Origin of the sequence: Providencia sp. PROV073, from assembly GCF_033688125.1 — a bacterium.
In the GTDB taxonomy this organism is placed as follows: domain Bacteria; phylum Pseudomonadota; class Gammaproteobacteria; order Enterobacterales; family Enterobacteriaceae; genus Providencia; species Providencia hangzhouensis.
Genome location: NZ_CP096353.1, coordinates 2,817,723 through 2,838,855 on the forward strand (window position 1 = coordinate 2,817,723; position 21,133 = coordinate 2,838,855).

20 protein-coding genes are annotated in these 21,133 nt (G+C 39.9%); 7 read left to right on the forward strand and 13 right to left on the reverse strand.

What is annotated here, in order from left to right:
- Window positions 1-110 precede the first annotated feature (110 nt).
- The gene (locus M1F17_RS12820; RefSeq protein ID WP_226617194.1) at window positions 111-965 is read right to left on the reverse strand and encodes a VanW family protein; all 855 of its coding nucleotides are present in this window, start codon (window positions 963-965) and stop codon (window positions 111-113) included.
- A 367-nt stretch (window positions 966-1,332) separates the two neighbouring features.
- Window positions 1,333-2,649 (reverse strand): CitMHS family transporter, encoded by a 1,317-nt coding sequence (locus tag M1F17_RS12825; RefSeq protein WP_036957833.1) that lies wholly within the window; start codon window positions 2,647-2,649, stop codon window positions 1,333-1,335.
- Window positions 2,650-3,191: 542 nt separating this feature from the next.
- On the opposite strand from M1F17_RS12825, the gene M1F17_RS12830 reads away from it, so the two are divergent.
- Entirely contained in the window at window positions 3,192-4,283 is a 1,092-nt protein-coding gene (locus M1F17_RS12830; protein ID WP_004255488.1) for an NADH:flavin oxidoreductase/NADH oxidase, read from the forward strand.
- Between the two features lie 58 nt (window positions 4,284-4,341).
- Here the strand turns inward: M1F17_RS12830 and M1F17_RS12835 are convergent, their stop codons facing one another.
- Window positions 4,342-4,662 (reverse strand): hypothetical protein, encoded by a 321-nt coding sequence (locus tag M1F17_RS12835; RefSeq protein ID WP_004255491.1) that lies wholly within the window; start codon window positions 4,660-4,662, stop codon window positions 4,342-4,344.
- Between the two features lie 230 nt (window positions 4,663-4,892).
- Window positions 4,893-5,765 carry a DMT family transporter gene (locus M1F17_RS12840; RefSeq protein ID WP_036957835.1) on the reverse strand — a complete coding sequence of 291 codons (873 nt, stop codon included), beginning with the start codon at window positions 5,763-5,765 and terminating at the stop codon, window positions 4,893-4,895.
- A 331-nt stretch (window positions 5,766-6,096) separates the two neighbouring features.
- Between M1F17_RS12840 and M1F17_RS12845 the strand changes: the two genes are divergently transcribed.
- Window positions 6,097-6,303, forward strand: a complete 207-nt coding sequence (locus M1F17_RS12845; RefSeq protein ID WP_226617192.1) for a 3-oxoacyl-ACP synthase — start codon at window positions 6,097-6,099, stop codon at window positions 6,301-6,303.
- Between the two features lie 87 nt (window positions 6,304-6,390).
- Here the strand turns inward: M1F17_RS12845 and M1F17_RS12850 are convergent, their stop codons facing one another.
- Window positions 6,391-7,863 carry an anion permease gene (locus tag M1F17_RS12850; RefSeq protein WP_036957836.1) on the reverse strand — a complete coding sequence of 491 codons (1,473 nt, stop codon included), beginning with the start codon at window positions 7,861-7,863 and terminating at the stop codon, window positions 6,391-6,393.
- 636 nt (window positions 7,864-8,499) lie between these two features.
- Between M1F17_RS12850 and cutA the strand changes: the two genes are divergently transcribed.
- A complete protein-coding gene (gene cutA, locus M1F17_RS12855) occupies window positions 8,500-8,847 on the forward strand; it encodes a divalent-cation tolerance protein CutA (RefSeq protein WP_094961204.1) in 348 nt (115 codons plus the stop codon).
- 337 nt (window positions 8,848-9,184) lie between these two features.
- Here the strand turns inward: cutA and betA are convergent, their stop codons facing one another.
- Genes betA through betI form a run of 3 tightly spaced genes read right to left on the reverse strand, consistent with a single transcriptional unit; the run spans window position 9,185 to window position 13,007 of the window.
- Window positions 9,185-10,864, reverse strand: a complete 1,680-nt coding sequence (gene betA, locus M1F17_RS12860; RefSeq protein ID WP_096865099.1) for a choline dehydrogenase — start codon at window positions 10,862-10,864, stop codon at window positions 9,185-9,187.
- Window positions 10,865-10,903: 39 nt separating this feature from the next.
- Window positions 10,904-12,382, reverse strand: coding sequence for a betaine-aldehyde dehydrogenase (betB, locus tag M1F17_RS12865; RefSeq protein ID WP_164565350.1), 1,479 nt, complete (start codon window positions 12,380-12,382; stop codon window positions 10,904-10,906).
- Between the two features lie 22 nt (window positions 12,383-12,404).
- The gene (betI, locus tag M1F17_RS12870) at window positions 12,405-13,007 is read right to left on the reverse strand and encodes a transcriptional regulator BetI (protein WP_112308222.1); all 603 of its coding nucleotides are present in this window, start codon (window positions 13,005-13,007) and stop codon (window positions 12,405-12,407) included.
- Window positions 13,008-13,216: 209 nt separating this feature from the next.
- Between betI and M1F17_RS12875 the strand changes: the two genes are divergently transcribed.
- Entirely contained in the window at window positions 13,217-15,259 is a 2,043-nt protein-coding gene (locus M1F17_RS12875; protein ID WP_196725444.1) for a choline transporter, read from the forward strand.
- Window positions 15,260-15,311: 52 nt separating this feature from the next.
- Here M1F17_RS12875 and M1F17_RS12880 read toward each other — a convergent pair whose 3' ends face one another.
- Both M1F17_RS12880 and kdgR read right to left on the reverse strand, forming a co-directional pair.
- Window positions 15,312-15,671 (reverse strand): hypothetical protein, encoded by a 360-nt coding sequence (locus M1F17_RS12880; RefSeq protein ID WP_164455762.1) that lies wholly within the window; start codon window positions 15,669-15,671, stop codon window positions 15,312-15,314.
- A 176-nt stretch (window positions 15,672-15,847) separates the two neighbouring features.
- A complete protein-coding gene (kdgR, locus tag M1F17_RS12885) occupies window positions 15,848-16,630 on the reverse strand; it encodes a DNA-binding transcriptional regulator KdgR (protein WP_153673520.1) in 783 nt (260 codons plus the stop codon).
- Window positions 16,631-16,832: 202 nt separating this feature from the next.
- Here kdgR and M1F17_RS12890 point away from each other — a divergent pair, with 202 nt between their 5' ends.
- Both M1F17_RS12890 and M1F17_RS12895 read left to right on the forward strand, forming a co-directional pair.
- Window positions 16,833-17,792, forward strand: coding sequence for a sugar kinase (locus M1F17_RS12890; protein ID WP_140170689.1), 960 nt, complete (start codon window positions 16,833-16,835; stop codon window positions 17,790-17,792).
- A gap of 12 nt (window positions 17,793-17,804) precedes the next feature.
- Window positions 17,805-18,422 (forward strand): bifunctional 4-hydroxy-2-oxoglutarate aldolase/2-dehydro-3-deoxy-phosphogluconate aldolase, encoded by a 618-nt coding sequence (locus M1F17_RS12895; protein ID WP_096865095.1) that lies wholly within the window; start codon window positions 17,805-17,807, stop codon window positions 18,420-18,422.
- 67 nt (window positions 18,423-18,489) lie between these two features.
- Here the strand turns inward: M1F17_RS12895 and M1F17_RS12900 are convergent, their stop codons facing one another.
- The 3 genes from M1F17_RS12900 to cbpA form a co-directional block, all read right to left on the reverse strand.
- Complete coding sequence (locus M1F17_RS12900; RefSeq protein WP_094961197.1) at window positions 18,490-19,083, reverse strand: hypothetical protein; 594 nt, start codon at window positions 19,081-19,083, stop codon at window positions 18,490-18,492.
- A gap of 142 nt (window positions 19,084-19,225) precedes the next feature.
- Window positions 19,226-19,519, reverse strand: coding sequence for a chaperone modulator CbpM (locus tag M1F17_RS12905; protein WP_004255543.1), 294 nt, complete (start codon window positions 19,517-19,519; stop codon window positions 19,226-19,228).
- Complete coding sequence (gene cbpA, locus M1F17_RS12910; RefSeq protein ID WP_036957843.1) at window positions 19,519-20,457, reverse strand: curved DNA-binding protein; 939 nt, start codon at window positions 20,455-20,457, stop codon at window positions 19,519-19,521. The genes M1F17_RS12905 and cbpA overlap by 1 nt, the downstream gene beginning before the upstream one ends.
- Before the next feature lie 209 nt (window positions 20,458-20,666).
- Here cbpA and M1F17_RS12915 point away from each other — a divergent pair, with 209 nt between their 5' ends.
- Window positions 20,667-21,116 (forward strand): GNAT family N-acetyltransferase, encoded by a 450-nt coding sequence (locus M1F17_RS12915; RefSeq protein ID WP_144141322.1) that lies wholly within the window; start codon window positions 20,667-20,669, stop codon window positions 21,114-21,116.
- Window positions 21,117-21,133 lie beyond the last annotated feature (17 nt).

The following is a 21,133-nucleotide window of genomic DNA, read 5'->3' on the forward strand; positions in this document are numbered from 1 at the left end:
TTGCTTGGCTAATAGTTAAAATTAGCGAAATTGAAGGAAAACAGTTGAATTTTAGTCTAATTGTCAAGAAAAAGGCTATCAATTTATTCCTAATCTCATTACTAACGCAACTATTCAACTGTTATACAATTTTCATCTAGGGAATATTTCACTACCACTTTATTACGATACAAACAATTATCCTGCAGAGTGATAGGTTCTTGTCCTTTGGTTGTCACTTTTTGCCAAATTTCATTATGACGGTATATAACTTCATTCTCTCGGGTAAATTTATGGTTTTTCTCATAAATATGGTATTTGTGTTCACGAGAAGTGCAGCTCAATAACTCCCCTTCGAGTTGATGTTCTGCAATATTAAATACCAACTGAAAAGCACTTTGTGTCGGATTATAAAAAACCAAATCGATATAATTATAAAAAATTGCCGCCCCAGAACCAAAAGGCAATACCCGCCCTTCATCTGGAAATGGGTCAAAACTATGATTAGCACGCTCAACCACTTGTAATGGAGAATGCAATACCATCCAATGAATTAAATTACTCAGTTGACAAATTCCCCCGCCAATCCCTGAACGAGCCTCACCAAACGAAAGTTCCATACCTTCAAGAAAACCTCTGCGCGCAGTTGGTTTTCCAACGAGCCGACAAAATGAGAAGTATTCCCCTGGGTAGATGATGACTCCATTCATCGCTTCTGCAGCAATACGTAAGTTTGTCACTTTGTTGTATTGTAAACGTAGGTCTGACTCACCTAATTTACGGATCAGCTTAGATGTGTGCTTGTTGTAGCGATACTCAAGACGTTCATTGGATTTTAATTTCGCATAATATTTGGCGGAAAATGCCCAATGCAATCGTCGAGCTAAACGTTTTTGGGTGACACGCAGCCAATAGAGAATAGGATGATAAGAAGAAAGCGGCCTACGCATAACAAACCTTATTGATATCATTAACCAATAAATCATGTCATAGCCCTTCGCTTTACGACATAGTAACTATCTGATAAACCCAATAATTGATAAAAGAAAATAATCCAGCTCGCAAAATAAAAACCATTTGTTCTAAATATTTTATGTCACAGCTAGGCTATAAAAAGAAAATCCCTAGGCGCATACGCAAGTATGTGACTAGGGTTTACTTTTGAAGCCAACAACGCTATGGCGTGTAGGATGACAATAATTTTCCCTTCTGAACTGAATAGACCATTTGCTCTAAGGATTTCATGTCACAGCTAGGCGGCAAAAAAGTAAATCCATAGGAGCATACACAAGTATGTGACTAGGGTTTACTTTTGAAGCCAACAACGCTGTGGCGTTAAAGCCAATGAGCAAATTAATACAAGCCGATTAACGCCCCAGTCGCTAATAAAAAGAAACTAAACAACCAAATCCAACCAAACGAATAACGTAAGTGGCGGCCCATATCAATTCCAGCCAACCCCATAGCTAGCCACGCCGCTGGAGAAAAAGGACTCACGAAGGTCCCCGCGTTGTTACCTATCGCCATGGCGTAAACAACGGAAGATGGGTCAACACCAACTGTGGCGGCAATTTGTTGAATTATTGGTAGTAAGGCAAAATAGTAAGCATCGGTACTGGTAAAAATATCCATCGGCACACCTAAAATACCGACAAAAATATGGACTTTAGAAACCCATTCGGTAGGTAAGATAGCCGTTAAGTCTGTTGCGATTGACTCAAGCATGCCACCTTCCGATAAAATACCCAAAAATGCTCCCGCCGCTAATATAATAGCAACCATTCCCAACGCTTGTGGTGCATGGGCGGCCAAAATTTTCATTTGGTCTCTAGGATTAGGGAAATTCACCATCAAGGCAATGGAAAGTGCAATCATAAAAACATAAGGTGCAGATAATAAACCAAATGCTAAACACACAACGGAGGCAACAATTAACCCACCATTGATGAGTGGTTTTTTAGGTTTTTGAACCGTTTCTGTTATATCTGCAGTGTCGTCACTGACAGGTAACAAAGAATCCATTTCATATGGCGTAGTTCCTTTCAAACTGGCCGCTGCAATACGTCGTTTCTCACGTAACCCCATCAGAATAGCAAATACCACTGCGCCACCCATACCAATTAGTTGTACTGGGATCAAATGTTGCCAAAGGGTCGAAGCATCAATTCCGGTTACAGCTGAAGCTCGGCCTAATGGCCCGCCCCAAGGTACCATATTCATGACACCCATACTGGCGCACATCAGTAGCAACATTAAATAGGGGCTCATACCAAGTTGACGGTATAAAGGTAACAATGCAGGAATAATAATTAAGAATGTCGCAGCGCCTGACCCATCGAGATGGACAATACCCGCAATTAACGTTGTCATAATACAAACAACAATAATATTCCCACGAGTCATTTTAACCATTAAACGGATCAACGGGTCAAAAATATGCAGATCTTTCATTAAGCTAAAGAATAAAATCGCAAATAAAAACATAGCTGCGACTTTTGAGACTTTATTAATGCCGCTTTCAAAGAATACTGAAATTTCAGCAACAGAATAACCGGCAAATAAAGCACCAATAAAGGGGATACAAGACATTGCGATAATTGGGCTAACTTTTCCCATCATCAATAATGTTACTATCGATATAATGATTAAAATACCAATAATTGTCAGCACATCAATTTCCTTCTTAGAATTATATTTTTCAGGTGAACACAAAGCTTAGGATTAGCTAGTATCAGCTTAATAAGCTTGTTTCTTATATAAACCATTTAATATAACCGCAAGGAATATTTTATATTTTTGCCTCACAAACAATACATTAACGCTTATTTAAATTATCATTTAAAATAAAAAAATAGTTTTATTCACTATTAGAACCATTAAAACCATAAGCAGATATTAACGCCATTTTATATTGGTGATTATTAATTTTATTTATAAGTTACAGAATTATAACAATCAAAAAATAATAGTTATTATTATATTTTATTTTTTATCTCATTTTTTTATATTTTTTCCCTCTTTTTGCATCATATTGCTAGGGAAATATACTTTTTATGGTTTTGATCAAATCTGCAAAAATTTACTTGATTTTCCTTCAACAATTCGCTGTAAAACAAATTTTCCCCTTTAATACCACACCATCTCACAAAAAAATTTTAGCTAGCTGGGTATAATATTAAAATAATTTAAGTTTGCTAATAAGGAAAGTTCCAATGAGCCACCTTTTTTCACCTGCATCAATAGGCCAAGTTTCGCTGAAAAATCGTATTATTGTTCCCCCAATGTGCCAATATTCTGCAGAAAATGGTATGCCAACAGCATGGCATAAAGCCCACTACATGAACCTTGCTTTATCAGGTGCCTCTTTAGTTATTGTAGAAGCCAGTGCTGTTGTTCCCGAAGGTCGTATTACCTACAAAGACCTAGGCTTATGGAATGAAGAGCAAATGACAGCAATGCAACAAATGCTCAGCGATATCCGGCAATATTCAGATGCACGCTTAGGAGTACAAATCGCTCACGCTGGTAGGAAAGCATCAACAGATTTACCTTGGTTAGGAGGTAATAGTATTCAGTCCACACAACCTAATGGCTGGCAGACTGTAGCACCATCAGCACTGGCTTTTGGTAATAATGCAATTCCACATGCATTAACTATTGAAGAAATTTCGCAGCTCAAACAGCAATTTATTGAGGCAGCAATTCGGGCAGAAAAAGCAGGTTTTGACGTTATTGAGATCCATGCTGCTCATGGATATATACTGCATGAATTCCTATCGCCAGTTTCAAACTTACGACAAGATGAATATGGTGGATGCTTTAAGAATCGTACTCGCTTACTGATTAATATTTTCCATGAGATGAGAGAAGCCATTAGCCCTAATGTTGCAATTGGTGTACGGATCTCCGCAACAGATTGGCTTGAATCGGGTTGGAGCGTACCTGAATCAATTGAGCTAACAGAATTATTAGAAGATTTAGGTTGTGACTATATCCACGTCTCATCTGGCGGGTTATCAACTGAACAACAGATACCATTGAGCCCAAATTACCAAGTCCCTTTAGCACAAGCTATTCATGAGAATACTATGATGCCTGTCATTGCTGTCGGTCTTATCACTGAACCTTTGCAAGCAGAAGCCATTGTGGCAACTCACCAAGCAGATTTTGTGGCAATCGGTAGAGGTATATTATTTGAACCACGCTGGCCTTGGCGAGCAGCAAGTGAATTGAATGAACAAATAGACGTTGCACCGCAATATCTACGCAGCGCCCCACACCAATTCAAACACTTATTTAAGTAAAAATAATAAATTCGCAGCTATTGTTGCTTGATAATCAATAGCTGCGAGTAATAAATAATTAACGTGCGTTAGTCGAGCACTGTTGAACGAATTCAATCATGGTTTTTTGGAATTCAGGCTCTGCGGTACCTGATTTTTCTAATTCCGCATCCATACGTTTAAACTCAGCTAAACCATATTTTTCAATTGTTTTATCGTAGGCACAACCACAAATTGCGGTAACTGCTTTTGCTGTTTCACCTTGAGGATTACCAGATGCAACGACACAAGTATTAACAAAGTTGTCTTTGTATTCAGCAATTTCTGATTTTTCATCAGAACATGCAGACAACACAACCATTGCTCCTGCCATACCTAATATTAATGCTAATTTTTTCATTTTATGCCCGTTTCCTATTCAGCTTTAACTAAGGTGATAATATTAAACCGCTATTATTCCTAGTTCACGCTATTTTGGATATATCGTTTATGTTTTCAATACCATTAATCTTAATGTGCTAAATAAGAGGTTCTTATTAAGATTAATATCCCTATCACTGACTATGCATATTAATCATAGCTGTTTTCTTATAAAAAATCTGTATTGGCCCATTGTTTATTATGTGTATTTTACCTTGGTAATGAATTAGAACAACGCCATCGGTAATAGAATAGTGCCGATAAAATTAGCACACAACCAACAATTTGGACAAAAGGCATTCTTTCATTGTACCAAATAGCCGCTACAAATACGGTCATAACAGGTTCAAGGATCATAATAATTGCAGCATTGCCGGCAGTAGTATTTTTTTGACCAATAAGTTGCAATACAAAGCGTAAACTCGTTGCTATTACAACACTAGCAATAAACCACATCATGGTAGGTACGGTGATGCTACTTGGCCACTCTTCTAAAAAAAATGACAAAACTAACCCAGTCATTCCTGTACAAGCAAGCTGAATGGTCGTTAACGGCAAAAGAGGGATTGTTCGAGTATATAAACTGGTATAACAAAAATAGATAGCTTGGACAATTGCCGCACCAAGAAACCACAGTTGGCTTGCTTTAAATTCAAGCTGTGCCTTAAATAGTGTTAAACATGCCAACCCTAATACAGCGACCGGAAGTGCCTCCCAGAAATAACGTACAGGTTTATTTTTTAAAATAACCCATGCGACTAGCGGGACAAACAACATAGCAAGGCTCATGATAAAAGCCCCTTCACCAATTGAATCTGTTATCGCAACTGCGTGGATCCAGAGCACCATATTTAATGACATCCAACCGCCTGTCATTAATATTTTTGGTAATTGCTTCGCCGTTATTCTATTTTTTTTCCCTCGACAAAAAGGGGCTAAAATGATGGCTGCAAATAAAAAACGGCTACCAAGAAAGGCAAAAATAGGCATTCCCTGCACTGATTCTCGGGAAAATACCCACCCCCAAGCCGCGATTATCGTGGTAAGCACCAAGAAAAATTCTGCCTTTCTTTGTGAATACATGTGTTCCTCTGGATAAATTAACTGACTCGCAGATACATCATACTGGCTTTTGTATGTAAACCAATCACATTTATGGCCTTTCTCTCCGACTTCCCTAAATAAAAAATATCTCGCCAAAGAACGATAAATATGACCTTAAATTAAGAGCCATTTCCTCTTAATAAAGATAATTTTACTTCTTGGCTGCTTTTTTCTTATTAACTAGACTAAGTCTGATTTTAAACGCGATAAATGGGGAAGTTTGCATAGAATCTCATCAATTTATCTTCTTACATAGCCTGAGATAATCAAGGGTAGACAAACAATGCACAACTTGATGAAAGGTTATATCATGGTTATTCAAAAAACATTACTGATAGATAATGATAAAATCAAAAAAATTAAGACTGCGATCAATAAGAGAAAATATGCACATGCCGATGAAATAAGTTTGTTATGGCAGCACGCTTTAAAATCATCGTCAGTCTTCAGTTGGGGAAAAGTGATGCTAATTTCTATCATTAGTGGTCTTGTTATCACAATAGCCACTTATTTGTAGGATGAGCTTTTAAAAAGAAGAAATCGAGCCTATCGCCCGATTTCTATTAACTTTCTTTGATATAGCTAAAATAGCTAATTCAACTAATTACCAGTAACCTAAGAATTTCCACCAAACGCTACCAATAAAGAACCAAATGGCTAAGTTAACTACGCTCATCACGAAACCTGTTTTCCACCATTCCGCAAGGGTTGCATAACCCGAACCAAAAATAATAGGTGCAGTACCCGTACCATAGTGTGTCAATGACATCATTAGTGACGATGAGAATGCTAATGTTAAAGCTAATAACATTGGTGGAGCGCCAAGGGCTAAACCTGCCGAGAAAAATGCTGCATACATCGCCGTAATATGCGCGGTTGTACTCGCAAAGAAATAGTGAGAATACACATAAATTAAAACAAGAATTAGCATTCCCCATACCCAGCTAATGCCTAATCCATCAATAGTTGCACCGACGGTTAATGACATCCACTTTATGAGACCGAGCTTACCTAAAAAACTCGCCATCATGACTAAGGCAGAGAACCAAACGACAGTATCCCATGCCCCTTTGTTTTTCAGAACATCATCCCAATTAATAACCCCTGTCGCTAATAGAACACTCAACCCAATAAACGCCGCGGTGGTTGCATTAACACTATATGCAGGCCCAAAAATCATGGCAGGAACACCAGCCCACAACAAAAGTAATAACCCAAAAACACCGAGAGTTATTTTTTCAGGTAATGAAACTGGGCCTAATTGTTGTAAACGTTCTTTGGCAAAATTTGGCGCATCCGGTGTTGAAGTAATTTCCGGCTTATACATCAAATAGATCACCAAAGGCATTAATATTAATGACACGATGGCAGGAACAAACGCCGCAATCGCCCACATACCCCAAGTTAATTCATTTTCTTGGCTTGTTTCACTAATAATCAAACTGACAATTAATGGGTTTGGCGCTGTCGCCGTAATAAACATTGCAGAAGTGATTGGGTTAATATTGTAGTTAACGAGCGATAAATAACGCCCTATCTTACCTGCGGTTCCATCTTCAGCCTTTGACCCAAAACTATCCGAGATCGAACGCATAATTGGGTGAATAATTCCCCCACCTCGAGCAGTGTTACTTGGTGTCACAGGTGCCAATATTGTTTCTGCTATTGCCAATGAATAAGCAATACCCAATGTTTTTTTACCGAATAAAGAAATGACATAATAACCTATCCTTGCCCCCAGGCCTGTTTTATTCAAGCTCATGGAAACCATGATAGAAATACCAATTAGCCAAATTAGATCATTAGAAAAGCCACTTAAAGCATCCGCAATTGCCCCTTTAGTTGATTCAGGGTTAGTGACCCCGGTTACTGCAACTAATGAAATAGCGACAATAGATACACCTCCTATTGGTAAAGCTTTACCAATAATAGCAGCGATAGTACCTACAAATAATGCTAAAAGATGCCACGCATTTGGATTAACACCTTCGGGAACAGGAATTAAGAACCAAATAATTAATGTTATTGCAACTGCGATTAGAGTTGGTACAGGTTTTAAAGGTGTTAGTTTATTCATAAGGTTATCCATACACGTATAAAGATGGAAATACAGAGTAATTTCAGTTATATATTCTAATTTTATCTTTAGATTAACAATATATAGCTCAAAAACCTTGATATTTATCAGTACGTGAATTCTTTTATGATAAATTTTAAGCCAGTTTGTAACGATGTGTAATATATTATTTCAGATATCAATCGTTCCATATTTCTTGCACAAAAAGATAAGCCTACACTTACATTAATAAGAGTAAGAATAAAACTGGGATTATTATTTGCTCTGTTACTAGGTTAACAGCACACAATCACATTTGTCACATAATCAAATTTGGTTAGTAATATACTAAAATTTCAATTTTTTTTATAGTTCATCCTCAATTTATGATTGCTGAATCGAATTAATAAAATAAAACCAAGAAATATTCAAAATTATATTGAATATATAAAAAATTATAACAATGACAACATTGATTAAAAAACACGCATATTACTATTAAATTAATACCTCTGCTTAATTAACATTAGTTATTATCTTATCTGATAATTTAAAAAAACACTTATAGTGATTATGCTCTGTTCTCAATACCATTTTTATCTCTAATCTAAATGTGAGTAATCAAACTTATCAAAATATGACTAATAAGGAAACGAAATGCCCACTGATAACATTTACATCACAAATTCTCAACAACCATGTATTGTATTATGTACAACCAATAGCCATGAAAGTGCAATTAAAATTACCCAACACTTACTCGCTAATCGCTTAGCAGCATGTGTTTCCCTACTGCCTGAAATAACATCTGTTTATCTATGGCATGGTAATATCACGCAAGATAAGGAGGTTTTACTCTTGATCAAAACGACCCAAGGAAACCAACTTAATCTATTTAATGCAATAAAAGAAATACACCCATATGAAACCCCAGAACTCATTCGCTTAGACCCAAGCCAAGTTGAAGACAATTATCTGCAATGGCTGATTAACTCTGTCAAATAATAGGTATTAATCTGAATTTAATAACTATAGCGTTATAAATTGTGAGCTAATATCATTTTTGTATAAATTAATTCAACTGGTCGGCTATGGTTTACCGTAAATTAGTGCTATATAAATAAGCTCGCTTTATATTTATTTTCCCTCCTTAATATTTGGAGGTTTTTTTTGTCTAAAATTGACTAGCGTATATTCCTTCAACCTGCTAAAAGTCCGATTTATTCGCCCCTTTGGCATTACATGGTTAGACAGCTATTATTATTATCGGCATTCTCCTTAAAGAAAAAAGCGACTGATATTAATATCAATCGCTTTGTGTATAAAAAATAGCCTGAATAAGCTAGTCTCGTAATGGCGGGTTTCTCACTTGCCTATCACCTGCTACATAATAATCTGCATTGCTTGTGGGTAACGAAGGACGGTTTCGAATTTTATCGGCAATTTTCTCTGCAATCATGATGGTCGTTGCATTTAAATTCCCTGTAATGATCAACGGCATAATCGATGCATCGATAACCCGTAGATTTTCAATACCGTGAACTCGCCCTGCACCATCCACGACTGCCATATCATCGTAACCCATTTTACAGGTTCCACACGGATGAAAAGCGGTTTCTGCTCTCTCGCGCACAAATGCATCTAGCTCTTCATCAGTGCTAATCTGTTTGCCAGGGCTTATTTCATCCCCACGATATGGGTCAAGTGCTGGCTGAGCCATAATTTCACGAGTAATACGAATGGCGGCACGAAACTCTTCCCAATCTTGCTCCGATGACATGTAATTAAACAAAATACTTGGATGTTGCTTTGGGTCTAGGGATTTCAAGCGAACACGCCCTCGACTAGGCGATCGCATTGAGCCTACATGGGCTTGAAAACCATGCTGATTGACTGCATTACTACCATTATAGTTAATCGCCACAGGCAAAAAGTGGAATTGAATATTTGGCCATGCGAATTTTTCGCTAGTGCGGATAAACCCACCTGCTTCAAATTGATTACTTGCGCCAACTCCAGTCCCTTTAAATAGCCACTCAGCGCCTATTTTAGGTTGGTTTATCCATTTTAAGGCTGGATATAATGAAACTGGTTGTTTGCATTCATATTGCAAATACATTTCAAGGTGATCTTGCAAGTTTTGCCCAACACCAGGTAAAACGTGCACAGCTGGAATATTGAACTCAGCCAAAACATCCTCAGGCCCAACTCCAGAACGCTGCAAAATTTGCGGTGAGGCGATCGCACCTGCACATAAAAGCACCTCTTTACTCGCCTTCACTACCGTAGGTGTAGTGCTATTACCTTGATAATATTTAACACCAACCGCTTTTTTCCCTTCAAACTCAATGGTATCTGTCGTGGCATGGGTAAGAATAGTCAGGTTATTACGCTTTTTCGCTTGGTCTAAATACCCTCTTGCTGTACTTGCTCGTCGCCCTTGCGGTGTAACTGTACGGTCCATTGGGCCAAAACCCTCTTGTTGAACCCCATTTAAATCATCTGTTTGCGGGTACCCTGCTTGTACGCCTGCTTCCACCATCGCATGAAATAGCACATTATTGCCATTTTTCGGTGTTGTCACACTGACGGGGCCATCTCCGCCGTGATAATCATTTGGGCCAATATCACGTGTTTCCGCTTTTCTAAAATAAGGTAAACAATCAAGGTAACGCCAGTCTTCTAACCCAGGCGCTTCCGCCCAACCATCAAAGTCTAGAGCATTCCCTCGGATGTAACACATCCCATTAATTAATGATGAGCCACCAAGCCCCTTTCCACGACCACACTCCATACGGCGGTGGTTCATATGCGGTTCAGGGTCAGTTTCATAAGCCCAATTATAACGTCGCCCTTGTAATGGGTACGCTAATGCCGCTGGCATTTGTGTGCGAAAGTCGAACCGGTAATCCGGTCCTCCTGCTTCAAGGAGCAGCACAGTAACATCAGGATCTTCTGTCAGGCGGGTAGCAAGAACGTTACCGGCTGAACCAGCACCGATAATAATATAGTCATAGACCATTGTTATCTCCTCTGTTTCAGTCAAATTAAAATGATGTGATTAAAAAACGGATGCAAATTCCCCCAGTTCCACTTGAATGGATTTCACTTGTGTATAATTTTGCAGTGTCATAACGCCATTTTCGCGGCCAACGCCGGAATGCTTATATCCGCCCACAGGCATTTGTGCTGGTGATTCACCCCATGTATTAATCCAACAAATCCCAGCCTCTAATTGATGAATAACACGGTGTGCACGTGTTAAATCTTGTGTCACCAATCCTGCTGCTAACCCGTACACACTATTGTTCGCACGAGCAATCACTTCGTCTTCCGATTGATAACTCAAAATACTCATAACAGGGCCAAAAATTTCTTCCTGTGTGATTTGCATTTCATCGTGGCAATCGGTGAATACGGTTGGTGCAACATAAGCTCCCTGTGCAAAATCGCCATCCATTAAGCGTTCACCACCGCACAATAACCTCGCGCCTTGTTGTTTGCCTAACTCAATATAACGCAACACGTTTTCCATATGAGCAAAACTGACTAATGGCCCAAAGTTGGTGTTTTCGTCAACGGGTGAACCTATTTTAATGCGAGCCACACGTTCAGTGATCTTGTCCTCAAACTGTGATTTAAGCGATTCAGGCACAAAAACCCGTGTTCCATTGGTACACACTTGGCCTGAACTATAAAAATTCGCCATCATGGCAATATCCGCGGCTTTATCTAAGTCTGCATCATCAAAAATAATTAGAGGCGATTTACCGCCTAGTTCCATCGTCACCTCTTTTAAAGAAGAAGCTGATGCATTCGCCATCACTTTTTTACCGGTTGCGATCCCCCCTGTGAATGAAACTTTGGCAATATCAGGGTGCTCTGTTAACCATTGCCCCACTTCACCGCCTTGGCCTGTCACTACGTTAAATACCCCTGCTGGCACACCCGCTTCAGTGTATATTTCAGCCAACTTTAACGCTGTTAACGAAGTAACTTCACTGGGTTTGAACACCATAGCATTACCTGCTGCTAGTGCAGGAGCTGATTTCCATAACGCAATTTGGATAGGATAATTCCATGCCCCAATGCCTGCCACGACTCCCAGAGGTTCACGACGAGTATAAGCAAACGAGCTATCACGCAAAGGGATTTGCTGCCCCTCCAGCATCGGAATTAAACCTGCATAGTATTCAAGAACATCCGCCCCTGTAACGATATCCACATAACGAGTTTCAGAAAGCGGTTTGCCCGTATCAAGGGTTTCGAGGTAAGCCAATTCGTCGTTACGTTCCCGTAAAATATCCACTGCACGGCGTAAAATACGTGAGCGTTCCATCGCAGTCATTGCCGCCCAGACTTTCTGGCCTTGTTTGGCGCTTTCTACCGCCCATTGGATATCTTCAAGGGTCGCAGATTGCAGATCCGCGATAGTTTCCCCATTGGCAGGGTTGATTGCAGGAAATCGCCCGCATTCAGGTTGTGAACTGTCGACATAACCACCATGAATATAAAGCTTATGTATCGGTGGATGTTGCATATTATCTCCTCTGAATTGGTTATTAGGTTCCTAAAACCTCAGCACGTTGTAGTTGCATATCGATGTATTCGTTAGTGATTTTGAGTGCATCCTTAACAGGAAATTGTTCATTACTCAAAGCACTACGTAGCCATAGGCCATCAATTAAAGCAGCCAGCCCCTTCGCTGCCATCCGCGCATCTGCCTTGTTTAATACCCGCCCAAACTCATAGCTTAAGTTTGAATACAAACGCCGGTCATTAACCTGTTGTAAGCGGTTTAAATTCGGTTGATGCATACTGCTAGCCCAAAAGGCTAGCCACGTTTTCATCGCGGCCTCACTGGTTTGCGTTGGATCGAAGTTGCCTTCAACAATCGCCTGAATTCGTAGTTTTGCCTCCGCCCCTGTTAACATGCGTAAACGTATTGCCACCGCAAAACCCAACTGGTATTGAATATGGCGCATAGTGGCTTCAAGCAAGCCATTTTTATCACGAAAATAATGGCTGATGATCCCTGTAGAAACCCCGGCTTTACGGGCAATTAACACAAAACTGGCTTCCTGCATTCCAACTTCATTAATCACAGCCAATGTGGCTTGAATTAACTGTTGTTTACGTATCGACTGCATTCCTATCTTCGGCATGGTATTTGAACCTAAAAAATACATTGATCCCTTTTATTAAACGTTTTTTTGATTGAATGTTCAATTAATATTAACTATTGTTTACAACAATTCATTCACAATTAACATAAGAGAGAAGATAACAAAAACCAAATCTTGGCTGATAAATCAATATATTAGCTTAGAAAGTAATTTTAACCTGTTAAATAAATAAAAATGTGGAATGTCCAATGACAACTCAAAATAGCCCAAAAAATAAGCAGAAGGATAAATTGAATTCTGTGGTTTTTTTTACTTCCGCCGGTCTTATCCTGGCGTTTTCTTTTTTCACCATCTTGATGACTGAAACAGCAAATCAGTGGATCGTTACCGCGCTTGGGTGGGTATCTAAAACCTTTGGTTGGTATTACCTGCTAGCAGCAACGCTTTATATTGTTTTTGTCATTTTCGTTGCTACCTCACGCTTTGGTAATATCAAACTCGGCCCTGAACAATCTAAACCTGAATTTAGCGTGCTCAGCTGGTCTGCGATGCTATTCGCGGCAGGAATTGGTATCGATTTAATGTTTTTCTCCGTCGCTGAGCCGGTCACCCAATATATGCTGCCGCCAACGGGCGAAGGCGAAACCTTAGAAGCAGCTCGTCAGGCGATGGTGTGGACACTGTTCCACTATGGCCTAACGGGCTGGTCTATGTATGCCTTAATGGGGATTGCACTGGGTTACTTCAGTTATCGTTATAACTTACCGCTAACCATTCGCTCCGCACTCTATCCTATTTTTGGTAAACGGATTGACGGCCCAATTGGCCATACAGTAGATATTGCGGCAGTACTTGGGACGATTTTCGGTATTGCAACAACTCTTGGGATCGGGGTTGTTCAGCTGAATTATGGCCTCAAAGTATTATTCGACTTACCTCAAGGGCTCCCCGTGCAAAGTGGGTTAATTCTGCTATCAGTGATTATGGCCGTGATTTCTGCCACATCTGGGGTAAATAAAGGTATTCGGGTGTTATCCGAGCTCAATGTGCTTTTGGCATTTGGCTTGATTTTATTTATCTTATTTGTCGGCGATACCGAGTTCTTACTCAATGCCTTAGTACTGAATGTGGGGGATTATATCAACCGCTTTATGGGTATGACCCTCAATAGCTTTGCCTTTGACCGCCCAACGGATTGGATGAATAGCTGGACGCTGTTTTTCTGGGCGTGGTGGGTAGCATGGTCGCCATTTGTTGGGTTATTCCTCGCTCGTATTTCTCGTGGTCGGACCATTAGACAGTTTGTGATCGGTACTTTAATTATTCCGTTTGTTTTCACACTATTGTGGTTATCTATTTTTGGTAATAGTGCATTGTATGAAATCATTCACGGCAATAGCGAACTTGCCAAAACCGTCCTCGACGCCCCCGAAAAAGGCTTCTATTCACTACTTGAGCTTTACCCTGGCTTTGGCCTAACCGCTTCTGTTGCAACCATTACTGGGCTGTTGTTCTATGTCACCTCTGCTGACTCCGGCTCATTAGTATTAGGTAATTTCACCTCAAAACTCAGTGATATTAACAACGATGCTCCTAATTGGTTGCGAATTTTTTGGTCTGTCGCAATTGGTTTACTCACCTTAGGGATGTTAATGACAGATGGCGTCGCTGCTTTACAAAATACAACGGTGATCATGGGCTTACCATTTAGTTTTGTGATCTTCTTTATTATGGCAGGGCTATATAAATCATTAAAAGTTGAGGACTTTAGACGCGTTAGTTCGCTAAATACCAATGCGCCTGCACCGCTGTATGGCAATGGAACACTCAATTGGAAACAGCGTTTGGGACGAGTGATGAATTTCCCGGGAACGACTTATACCCAGCGGATGCTTGATTTGGTGTGCATTCCTGCTATGCAAGAAGTGGCAAAAGAGCTCAGTTTAAGGGGAGCGAAAGTGGAATTTAACACCTTGCCACCCATTGCTGATGAGCGCTTAGACCATTTAGAGCTAACTGTTGACCTTGGTGAAGAACAAAGCTTTATTTACCAAGTGTGGCCACAGCGCTATTCCGTTCCCGGTTTTACCTATCGCGCACGTTCAGGGAAATCCCATTATTACCGCTTAGAAACCTTCTTATGGGAAGGCTCACAAGGGAATGATTTAATGGATTACACCAAAGAACAAGTGATTAGCGATATTCTAGACCAATATGAAAAACATATGAATTTCATTCATTTAAGCCGTGAAGCTCCCGGTGCAACCTTAACATTCCCTGAATCTGTATAATTTGACCTCTAAGGGAGCGATGCTCCCTTAGAGTCAACAAATGAACAACTTATCAATAAGGGCGGCCCGCTTGCTCTAACATTTTTTTCATTTGCTGGCGATCATTCATCCAAGCCATTGAATTAGGGCACCCTGCTCCCGTCGGGTTAACATCACACACATTAAAATGTTTTGAAAACGCATTTTCATCTGCATTTCGCTGCTCTAACAAAGCTTGATAACTTTGTTCTTCTTGTGGAAGTTTCTTTTTGGGATCAAAGACAAACTTTTGTTGTGTCTGTAATTTTTTAATTCCTTGGTAGTCTTGATTAAACTCGCGATCAGCGGGTGACTTTTCTTTAAATGTAAAGTCGCTGGCAAAGCCATAAGAAGTAAAACAAAGAAAAATAGCAATAATAACCTTTTTAAACATATCAATTTCCTGCTGTATCCATAAGTAAATATTATATGTCAGCAGAAACACATGGTGTTGAATAATAATAAGTGAAATTTATAAAATCCTTAATATTCAAATAAATAATTTACATATGTTATTAAATCAATTGATTGATACATCATTGAAATTGGCTTAGTCTTATTATATCAACCCTATGATGGATATTGGTGATAGCCCATTTTCTCTGAAATATTACGCCCCGCCGTTTTCAGTAATTGGACATAGTCATCAATACGCTGCTCATCAAAACGAATCGTTGGGAACGAAATCGATAGCCCTGCAACCACATGACCTAAGCGGTCATACACTGGTACAGCAATACAGCGCAGGCCTAACTCTTGCTCTTCTCTGTCTTGTGCATAATGGCATTCACGAACTGTGGCTAATTCCGTCAGCAGGTCTTCTATCGTTAAAATTGTTGTTGCCGTTTTTTGACTAAAAGTTTCATCTTTCAATGCCAAACGAATGGATTCTTCATCTTGCCAAGCGAGTAAAATCTTACCGATTGCGGTGCAATACAATGGGTTACGACGCCCAACCCGTGAATACATGCGTAAATTATAACTCGAGTCGATTTTATGGATATAAATAATGGCATCTTCATCTAATGCACCCAAATGCACCGCTTCATGGGTTAATTGGCCAATACGGCGCATTTCTTTATCTGCAATTTCTATCAGGTCAACATACTCGAGGGATTTTGCCCCTAATTCGAAGAGTTTTAAGGTTAGTGAGTACTTATCTGCTTCACCTTCTTGCTCCACATATCCTAACTGTTTCATCGTTTGCAGAAAACGAAATGTCGTGGCTTTTGACATCAATAAACGCTGTGAAAGCTCAGACACACCAATCTCTTTTTGCTCACCAAGGGCGCTAAGAATGCTAAATACCTTAACCACTGCTGAAACAGCATCCGTTTGAGTCGTTTTATCCATTATTTTTCCATCATCCTATAAATTGATATCGACATTACACCCTAACTAATAGCATAAGTGGCTATCATGATAAAAACAAGAACGTCGATTTGATATTTTTAAAACGGCGTTTCATTTTTATTGAAGTTCTATTTAAAATGGGTTTTAATAGCATCATTAAGTAGCAATAGTTTACTAAGTCGTAATCGCGCAGGTGGTGAAAATGAATACACATCCGCAAGTTGCCGTTATTGGCGAATGCATGGTTGAGTTGCAAAAATCGGGTGAACTTTATAGGCAAACATTTGGTGGGGATACACTCAATACCGCGCTATACCTGTCTCGTTTAACTAAAGATCACGGTGTGACAACCCGTTACATCACCGGTTTAGGTCAGGATCCATTCAGCCAGCAAATGCTAAGCAGTTGGCAACAAGAAGGCATCAATACTGAAGAGGTCTTTATTTCGGACAAACATTTGCCTGGGATGTATTTAATCGAAACTTCTGCTGATGGCGAACGCCGCTTTTTCTATTGGCGAGATAATGCCGCGGCAAAATTTTGGCTTGATGCCGTTTGTCTTGACCACAACAGCAAAGCCCACACACAGCAAATCCTAAATTCGCAACAATTTATCTATTTAAGTGGCATCAGCCTAGCCATTTTACCTAGCGCTTCACGCCAGTTGTTATTTGAAATGTTACAGCAAGCTAAACAGCATGGTGCCCAAATTGTGTTTGATAATAACTATCGCCCCGCACTTTGGTCTTCCAAACAAGCTGCACAACAGGCTTATCAGCAAATTTTAAGCCTAACCGATATCGCTTTTCTGACCTTTGATGACGAACAACTGCTCTACGGTGATATTGATGAAACTGATGCAATTACACGTACCCAACAATATGATGTGAACGAAATAGTGATCAAGCGCGGTGCTGGTGCCTGCTTTGTGATTATCGATAACGAACGTATTGAAGTCCCTGCGAATAAAATCAACCACGTGGTTGATACCACTGCAGCAGGGGATTCTTTCAGTGCCGGCTACCTTGCTTGCCGTATTTTAGGTGGCAACCCATGCGAAGCGGCAAAAACAGGTCATTTACTGGCTGGAACCGTCATCCAACACCGGGGAGCGATTATTCCATCCGAAGCTATGCCAACCACTGCTTTAGAAACATGTTAAGAGGCTTTAACCATGAATCAATTACTTGAAAGAATTAAGAAACTCAATGTTGTTCCTGTTATCACCATTAATAATGCAGAGCATGGTGCGCCATTAGCAAAAGCTTTAGTGGAAAATGGCCTGCCATGTGCAGAGGTCACCTTCCGCACCCCTGCCGCAGTACAAGCAATTAAAAATATGCGTGCTGCCTACCCTGAATTATTGATTGCTGCAGGTACGGTATTAACCACAGAGCAAGTTGACCAAGCCATTGAAGCGGGTGTAGATTTTATCGTCAGCCCGGGTTTTAACCCAAAAATTGTGGCTTATTGCCAACAAAAGAACGTGATTATTATTCCTGGGGTGAATAACCCAAGCTTAGTGGAGCAAGCCCTTGAATTTAATCTCACCACATTGAAATTCTTCCCAGCCGAAGCCTCTGGCGGGGTTGCCATGCTCAAAGCACTCAGCGCCGTTTACCCGGTTAAATTTATGCCAACTGGCGGTATTGGTGTGAAAAATATAAAAGAATACACCGCATTACCGTCTGTATTAGTGTGCGGCGGTTCATGGATGGTACCGAATGAATTAATTGACAGTGAAAACTGGCAAGAGCTTGGCAAACTCATTGCCGAAGCTGCAACTATTTAATTTATAATAAAAGTTTCGTTGTTGTTATTGCGCCCTTACTGGATGGTAAGGGCGTTTTACTAATGGCTTAGATAGAATACATTCGAGTAAAATATTCGCTGATTTTGTCATTATCTAATATTCTATCTTTAGTAAAATCTAAAGTATCAGAAACGACAATGTATTGCCTTAGAGGGATAGGTATATCTGATATTGTCGCATAAATCGTTGGCACTAAATGGCGAAAATAATCTCCCATTTTTGTTTCACCCTCATAGCCCACAGGAAAGTCTTCCCCTTGGTTATAGCCTTCAATGCCTTCAAATACAAATATTCCCTTTTGTGTTGCAAGATAAGCATCTGTCAGTTTATTACCTTCATCTAAGCGATTTTTATAACTGGTAAAAACAGTTTCTTGAGAATAATGCTTGTATCTCCAATAGGAAAATAGATCAACTGAAAAATCACCATTTTTCTGTATGCTATTTTCATATTTAGCCGATTCACAATATATAAACTCACTTAAATCAACATATAACTCACTAATATTAGGTATGTTGATATACACTTTGGGTAACCATCCCCAGCAATTATTCAGCATAAATGCTAAATAACCGTTTTTATCCATTGCAACCCATGAATAAATATTCCCCCATTCAGGTCGCCAATCAGTAGTTAACATAAAAGCCTCTCATATCGTTCACAATACAATTAAATTTTTATAGATATTGAATGAATTGGCCCTATACTTTAATTCAATGCATAAGGCCAAAATGAAACAGACTCTATATAAAAAGCTCAATAGTCATTAAATTATCAGAAACCTAACCAATAAAACGTTTTAACTGTAAACGCAACATCTCATTTTCGCGTCGGAGTATTTCATTTTGATCCATTAGGCTCATCGCCATTGCGATGCCCGGCCAGTCAATTTCTAATTCATGATAAAGACGCACGGCTCTTCTCACAATGACTACCGCTTGGTCGTCAAACAACCATTCATTAGTAGTTTCAATGGGTTGAATTATCCCAAGGCCGACAATTTCCTGTAATTCATCTTCAGCAATACCGGTATGAACGCAAAAATCAATAACGGTTAATGTGGTTAACTGTTCCATTATTTTCCTCCCCAATTTTTACGCGGGTCAAAGTGCGTATGGCTCTCAGCCAACTTCTGCCATAGCGCATCCGACTCTGCATTACTGCTATTCGGCATCACGATTTTTATAATCGCATACAGATCCCCAGCTGTGCCTTTATGTTTCAGCCCTTTGCCTTTAAGGCGTAATTTTTGGCCAGCTTGGCTATTAGCAGGAACGGTGATCACAATCGGGTCTTTTAATGTTGGAATGGTGACTTTAGTTCCGAGGGCTGCCTCCCATGGCGCAAGCGGCACGACCACTTCTAAATCATGGCCTTTGATATCAAATAATGGATGTGGTGCAATGCGGATGGTTATCCATAGATCGCCATTTTCACCGCCATTTTCCCCCGCTGTGCCTTGCCCTTTTAAGCGAATACGTTGCCCATCAATCACCCCTGCCGGGATAGTCACATTAAGTGTTTTGGGAACTTCATTTTCGATAAAACCAAAAGCGTTATAGACGGGTAAGTTATAGCTAATGGTACGTTTATGTGGTTCTTGGGTTTCTTCAAGGAAAACAGCCAGTTCAACTTCTAAGTCCTGCCCGCGGTGACTGCGTGTTTGCCTTGTGCCACCACGTGTACGTTGGGAAAACATCGATGAAAAAATGTCATCAAAACCACCCGCATCAAACCCTTGCTGAGAATATGTGTGGCTTTGTTGACCTTGGTTGGCTTGGTTAAAATAGGGATCATTTCTGTGCTCCCACATTTCATCGTATTCCGCGCGTTTTTCTTTGTCGCTGAGTACCGCCCACGCCTCTGCAATTTCTTTAAATCGCGCTTCTGCATTTGGCTCTTTACTGACATCGGGGTGATATTTTCGCGCTAAACGGCGATACGCGGTCTTAATGGTTTTTAAATCATCGGTGCGCTTAACACCCATGATGCTGTAATAATCCTTTAGTTCCATAGTCATATCTCGTTCACTTATCTGTTGAATAGAATTCTTATGGTATTTACCCAATTGGGTTAAACATCACAACGACCTTGAATTTAACTTAGGACATTTACGCAGTAATTGGAATAGCTAGGCCATGATAAAATTCCACAAAAAACAGGAAATTTACGCTATTTCAGGCTAAACCTATAAGAGTGCCGTTTGATTAATAGGGGAACTCTATGGATGCTCTTGCCAATCGCCTGAACTATAAAGTCAATTTTGCTATCTCTATTGAGGATTTTATTCGATTAATTCGCCAGTCACCATTTAAAGAAATGGTGCCAACCGATAATCTCACTCAATTAGATGCAATGTTGAATAACGCGGATTTATTGGTTAGTGCATGGGATGAGGAACAGGTGGTCGGTTTTGTCCGCACGGTGACGGATTTTAGTTCTTGCTGTTATATCTGCGAACTGGCCGTTGATATGCATTATCAAAAACACGGTATCGACCGCCAATTAATGCGCCTCGTCGCCGAGGAGCTTCCCGCTGATTGCCAGATTTTATTTTTCTCCACCGACAGCAACCTCACCGAATACTTAAAACTGGGGTTCACACAATCCCCAAGAGCATGGCACACCACGACAGAGAATTTTTTGGTTAGATCGGCAGAGCTGGATGAATAATAGAAAGTAACATCGTT

What these genes read in the sequence shown, in the direction of transcription:
- M1F17_RS12820 (WP_226617194.1), bottom strand. Translation starts at nt 965, where the DNA reads ATGATTTATTGGTTAATGATATCAATAAGGTTTGTTATGCGTAGGCCG.
- M1F17_RS12830 (WP_004255488.1), top strand. Translation starts at nt 3,192, where the DNA reads ATGAGCCACCTTTTTTCACCTGCATCAATAGGCCAAGTTTCGCTGAAA.
- M1F17_RS12835 (WP_004255491.1), bottom strand. Translation starts at nt 4,662, where the DNA reads ATGAAAAAATTAGCATTAATATTAGGTATGGCAGGAGCAATGGTTGTG.
- M1F17_RS12840 (WP_036957835.1), bottom strand. Translation starts at nt 5,765, where the DNA reads ATGTATTCACAAAGAAAGGCAGAATTTTTCTTGGTGCTTACCACGATA.
- M1F17_RS12845 (WP_226617192.1), top strand. Translation starts at nt 6,097, where the DNA reads ATGGTTATTCAAAAAACATTACTGATAGATAATGATAAAATCAAAAAA.
- M1F17_RS12850 (WP_036957836.1), bottom strand. Translation starts at nt 7,863, where the DNA reads ATGAATAAACTAACACCTTTAAAACCTGTACCAACTCTAATCGCAGTT.
- cutA (WP_094961204.1), top strand. Translation starts at nt 8,500, where the DNA reads ATGCCCACTGATAACATTTACATCACAAATTCTCAACAACCATGTATT.
- betA (WP_096865099.1), bottom strand. Translation starts at nt 10,864, where the DNA reads ATGGTCTATGACTATATTATTATCGGTGCTGGTTCAGCCGGTAACGTT.
- betB (WP_164565350.1), bottom strand. Translation starts at nt 12,382, where the DNA reads ATGCAACATCCACCGATACATAAGCTTTATATTCATGGTGGTTATGTC.
- betI (WP_112308222.1), bottom strand. Translation starts at nt 13,007, where the DNA reads ATGCCGAAGATAGGAATGCAGTCGATACGTAAACAACAGTTAATTCAA.
- M1F17_RS12875 (WP_196725444.1), top strand. Translation starts at nt 13,217, where the DNA reads ATGACAACTCAAAATAGCCCAAAAAATAAGCAGAAGGATAAATTGAAT.
- M1F17_RS12880 (WP_164455762.1), bottom strand. Translation starts at nt 15,671, where the DNA reads ATGTTTAAAAAGGTTATTATTGCTATTTTTCTTTGTTTTACTTCTTAT.
- kdgR (WP_153673520.1), bottom strand. Translation starts at nt 16,630, where the DNA reads ATGGATAAAACGACTCAAACGGATGCTGTTTCAGCAGTGGTTAAGGTA.
- M1F17_RS12890 (WP_140170689.1), top strand. Translation starts at nt 16,833, where the DNA reads ATGAATACACATCCGCAAGTTGCCGTTATTGGCGAATGCATGGTTGAG.
- M1F17_RS12895 (WP_096865095.1), top strand. Translation starts at nt 17,805, where the DNA reads ATGAATCAATTACTTGAAAGAATTAAGAAACTCAATGTTGTTCCTGTT.
- M1F17_RS12900 (WP_094961197.1), bottom strand. Translation starts at nt 19,083, where the DNA reads ATGTTAACTACTGATTGGCGACCTGAATGGGGGAATATTTATTCATGG.
- M1F17_RS12905 (WP_004255543.1), bottom strand. Translation starts at nt 19,519, where the DNA reads ATGGAACAGTTAACCACATTAACCGTTATTGATTTTTGCGTTCATACC.
- cbpA (WP_036957843.1), bottom strand. Translation starts at nt 20,457, where the DNA reads ATGGAACTAAAGGATTATTACAGCATCATGGGTGTTAAGCGCACCGAT.
- M1F17_RS12915 (WP_144141322.1), top strand. Translation starts at nt 20,667, where the DNA reads ATGGATGCTCTTGCCAATCGCCTGAACTATAAAGTCAATTTTGCTATC.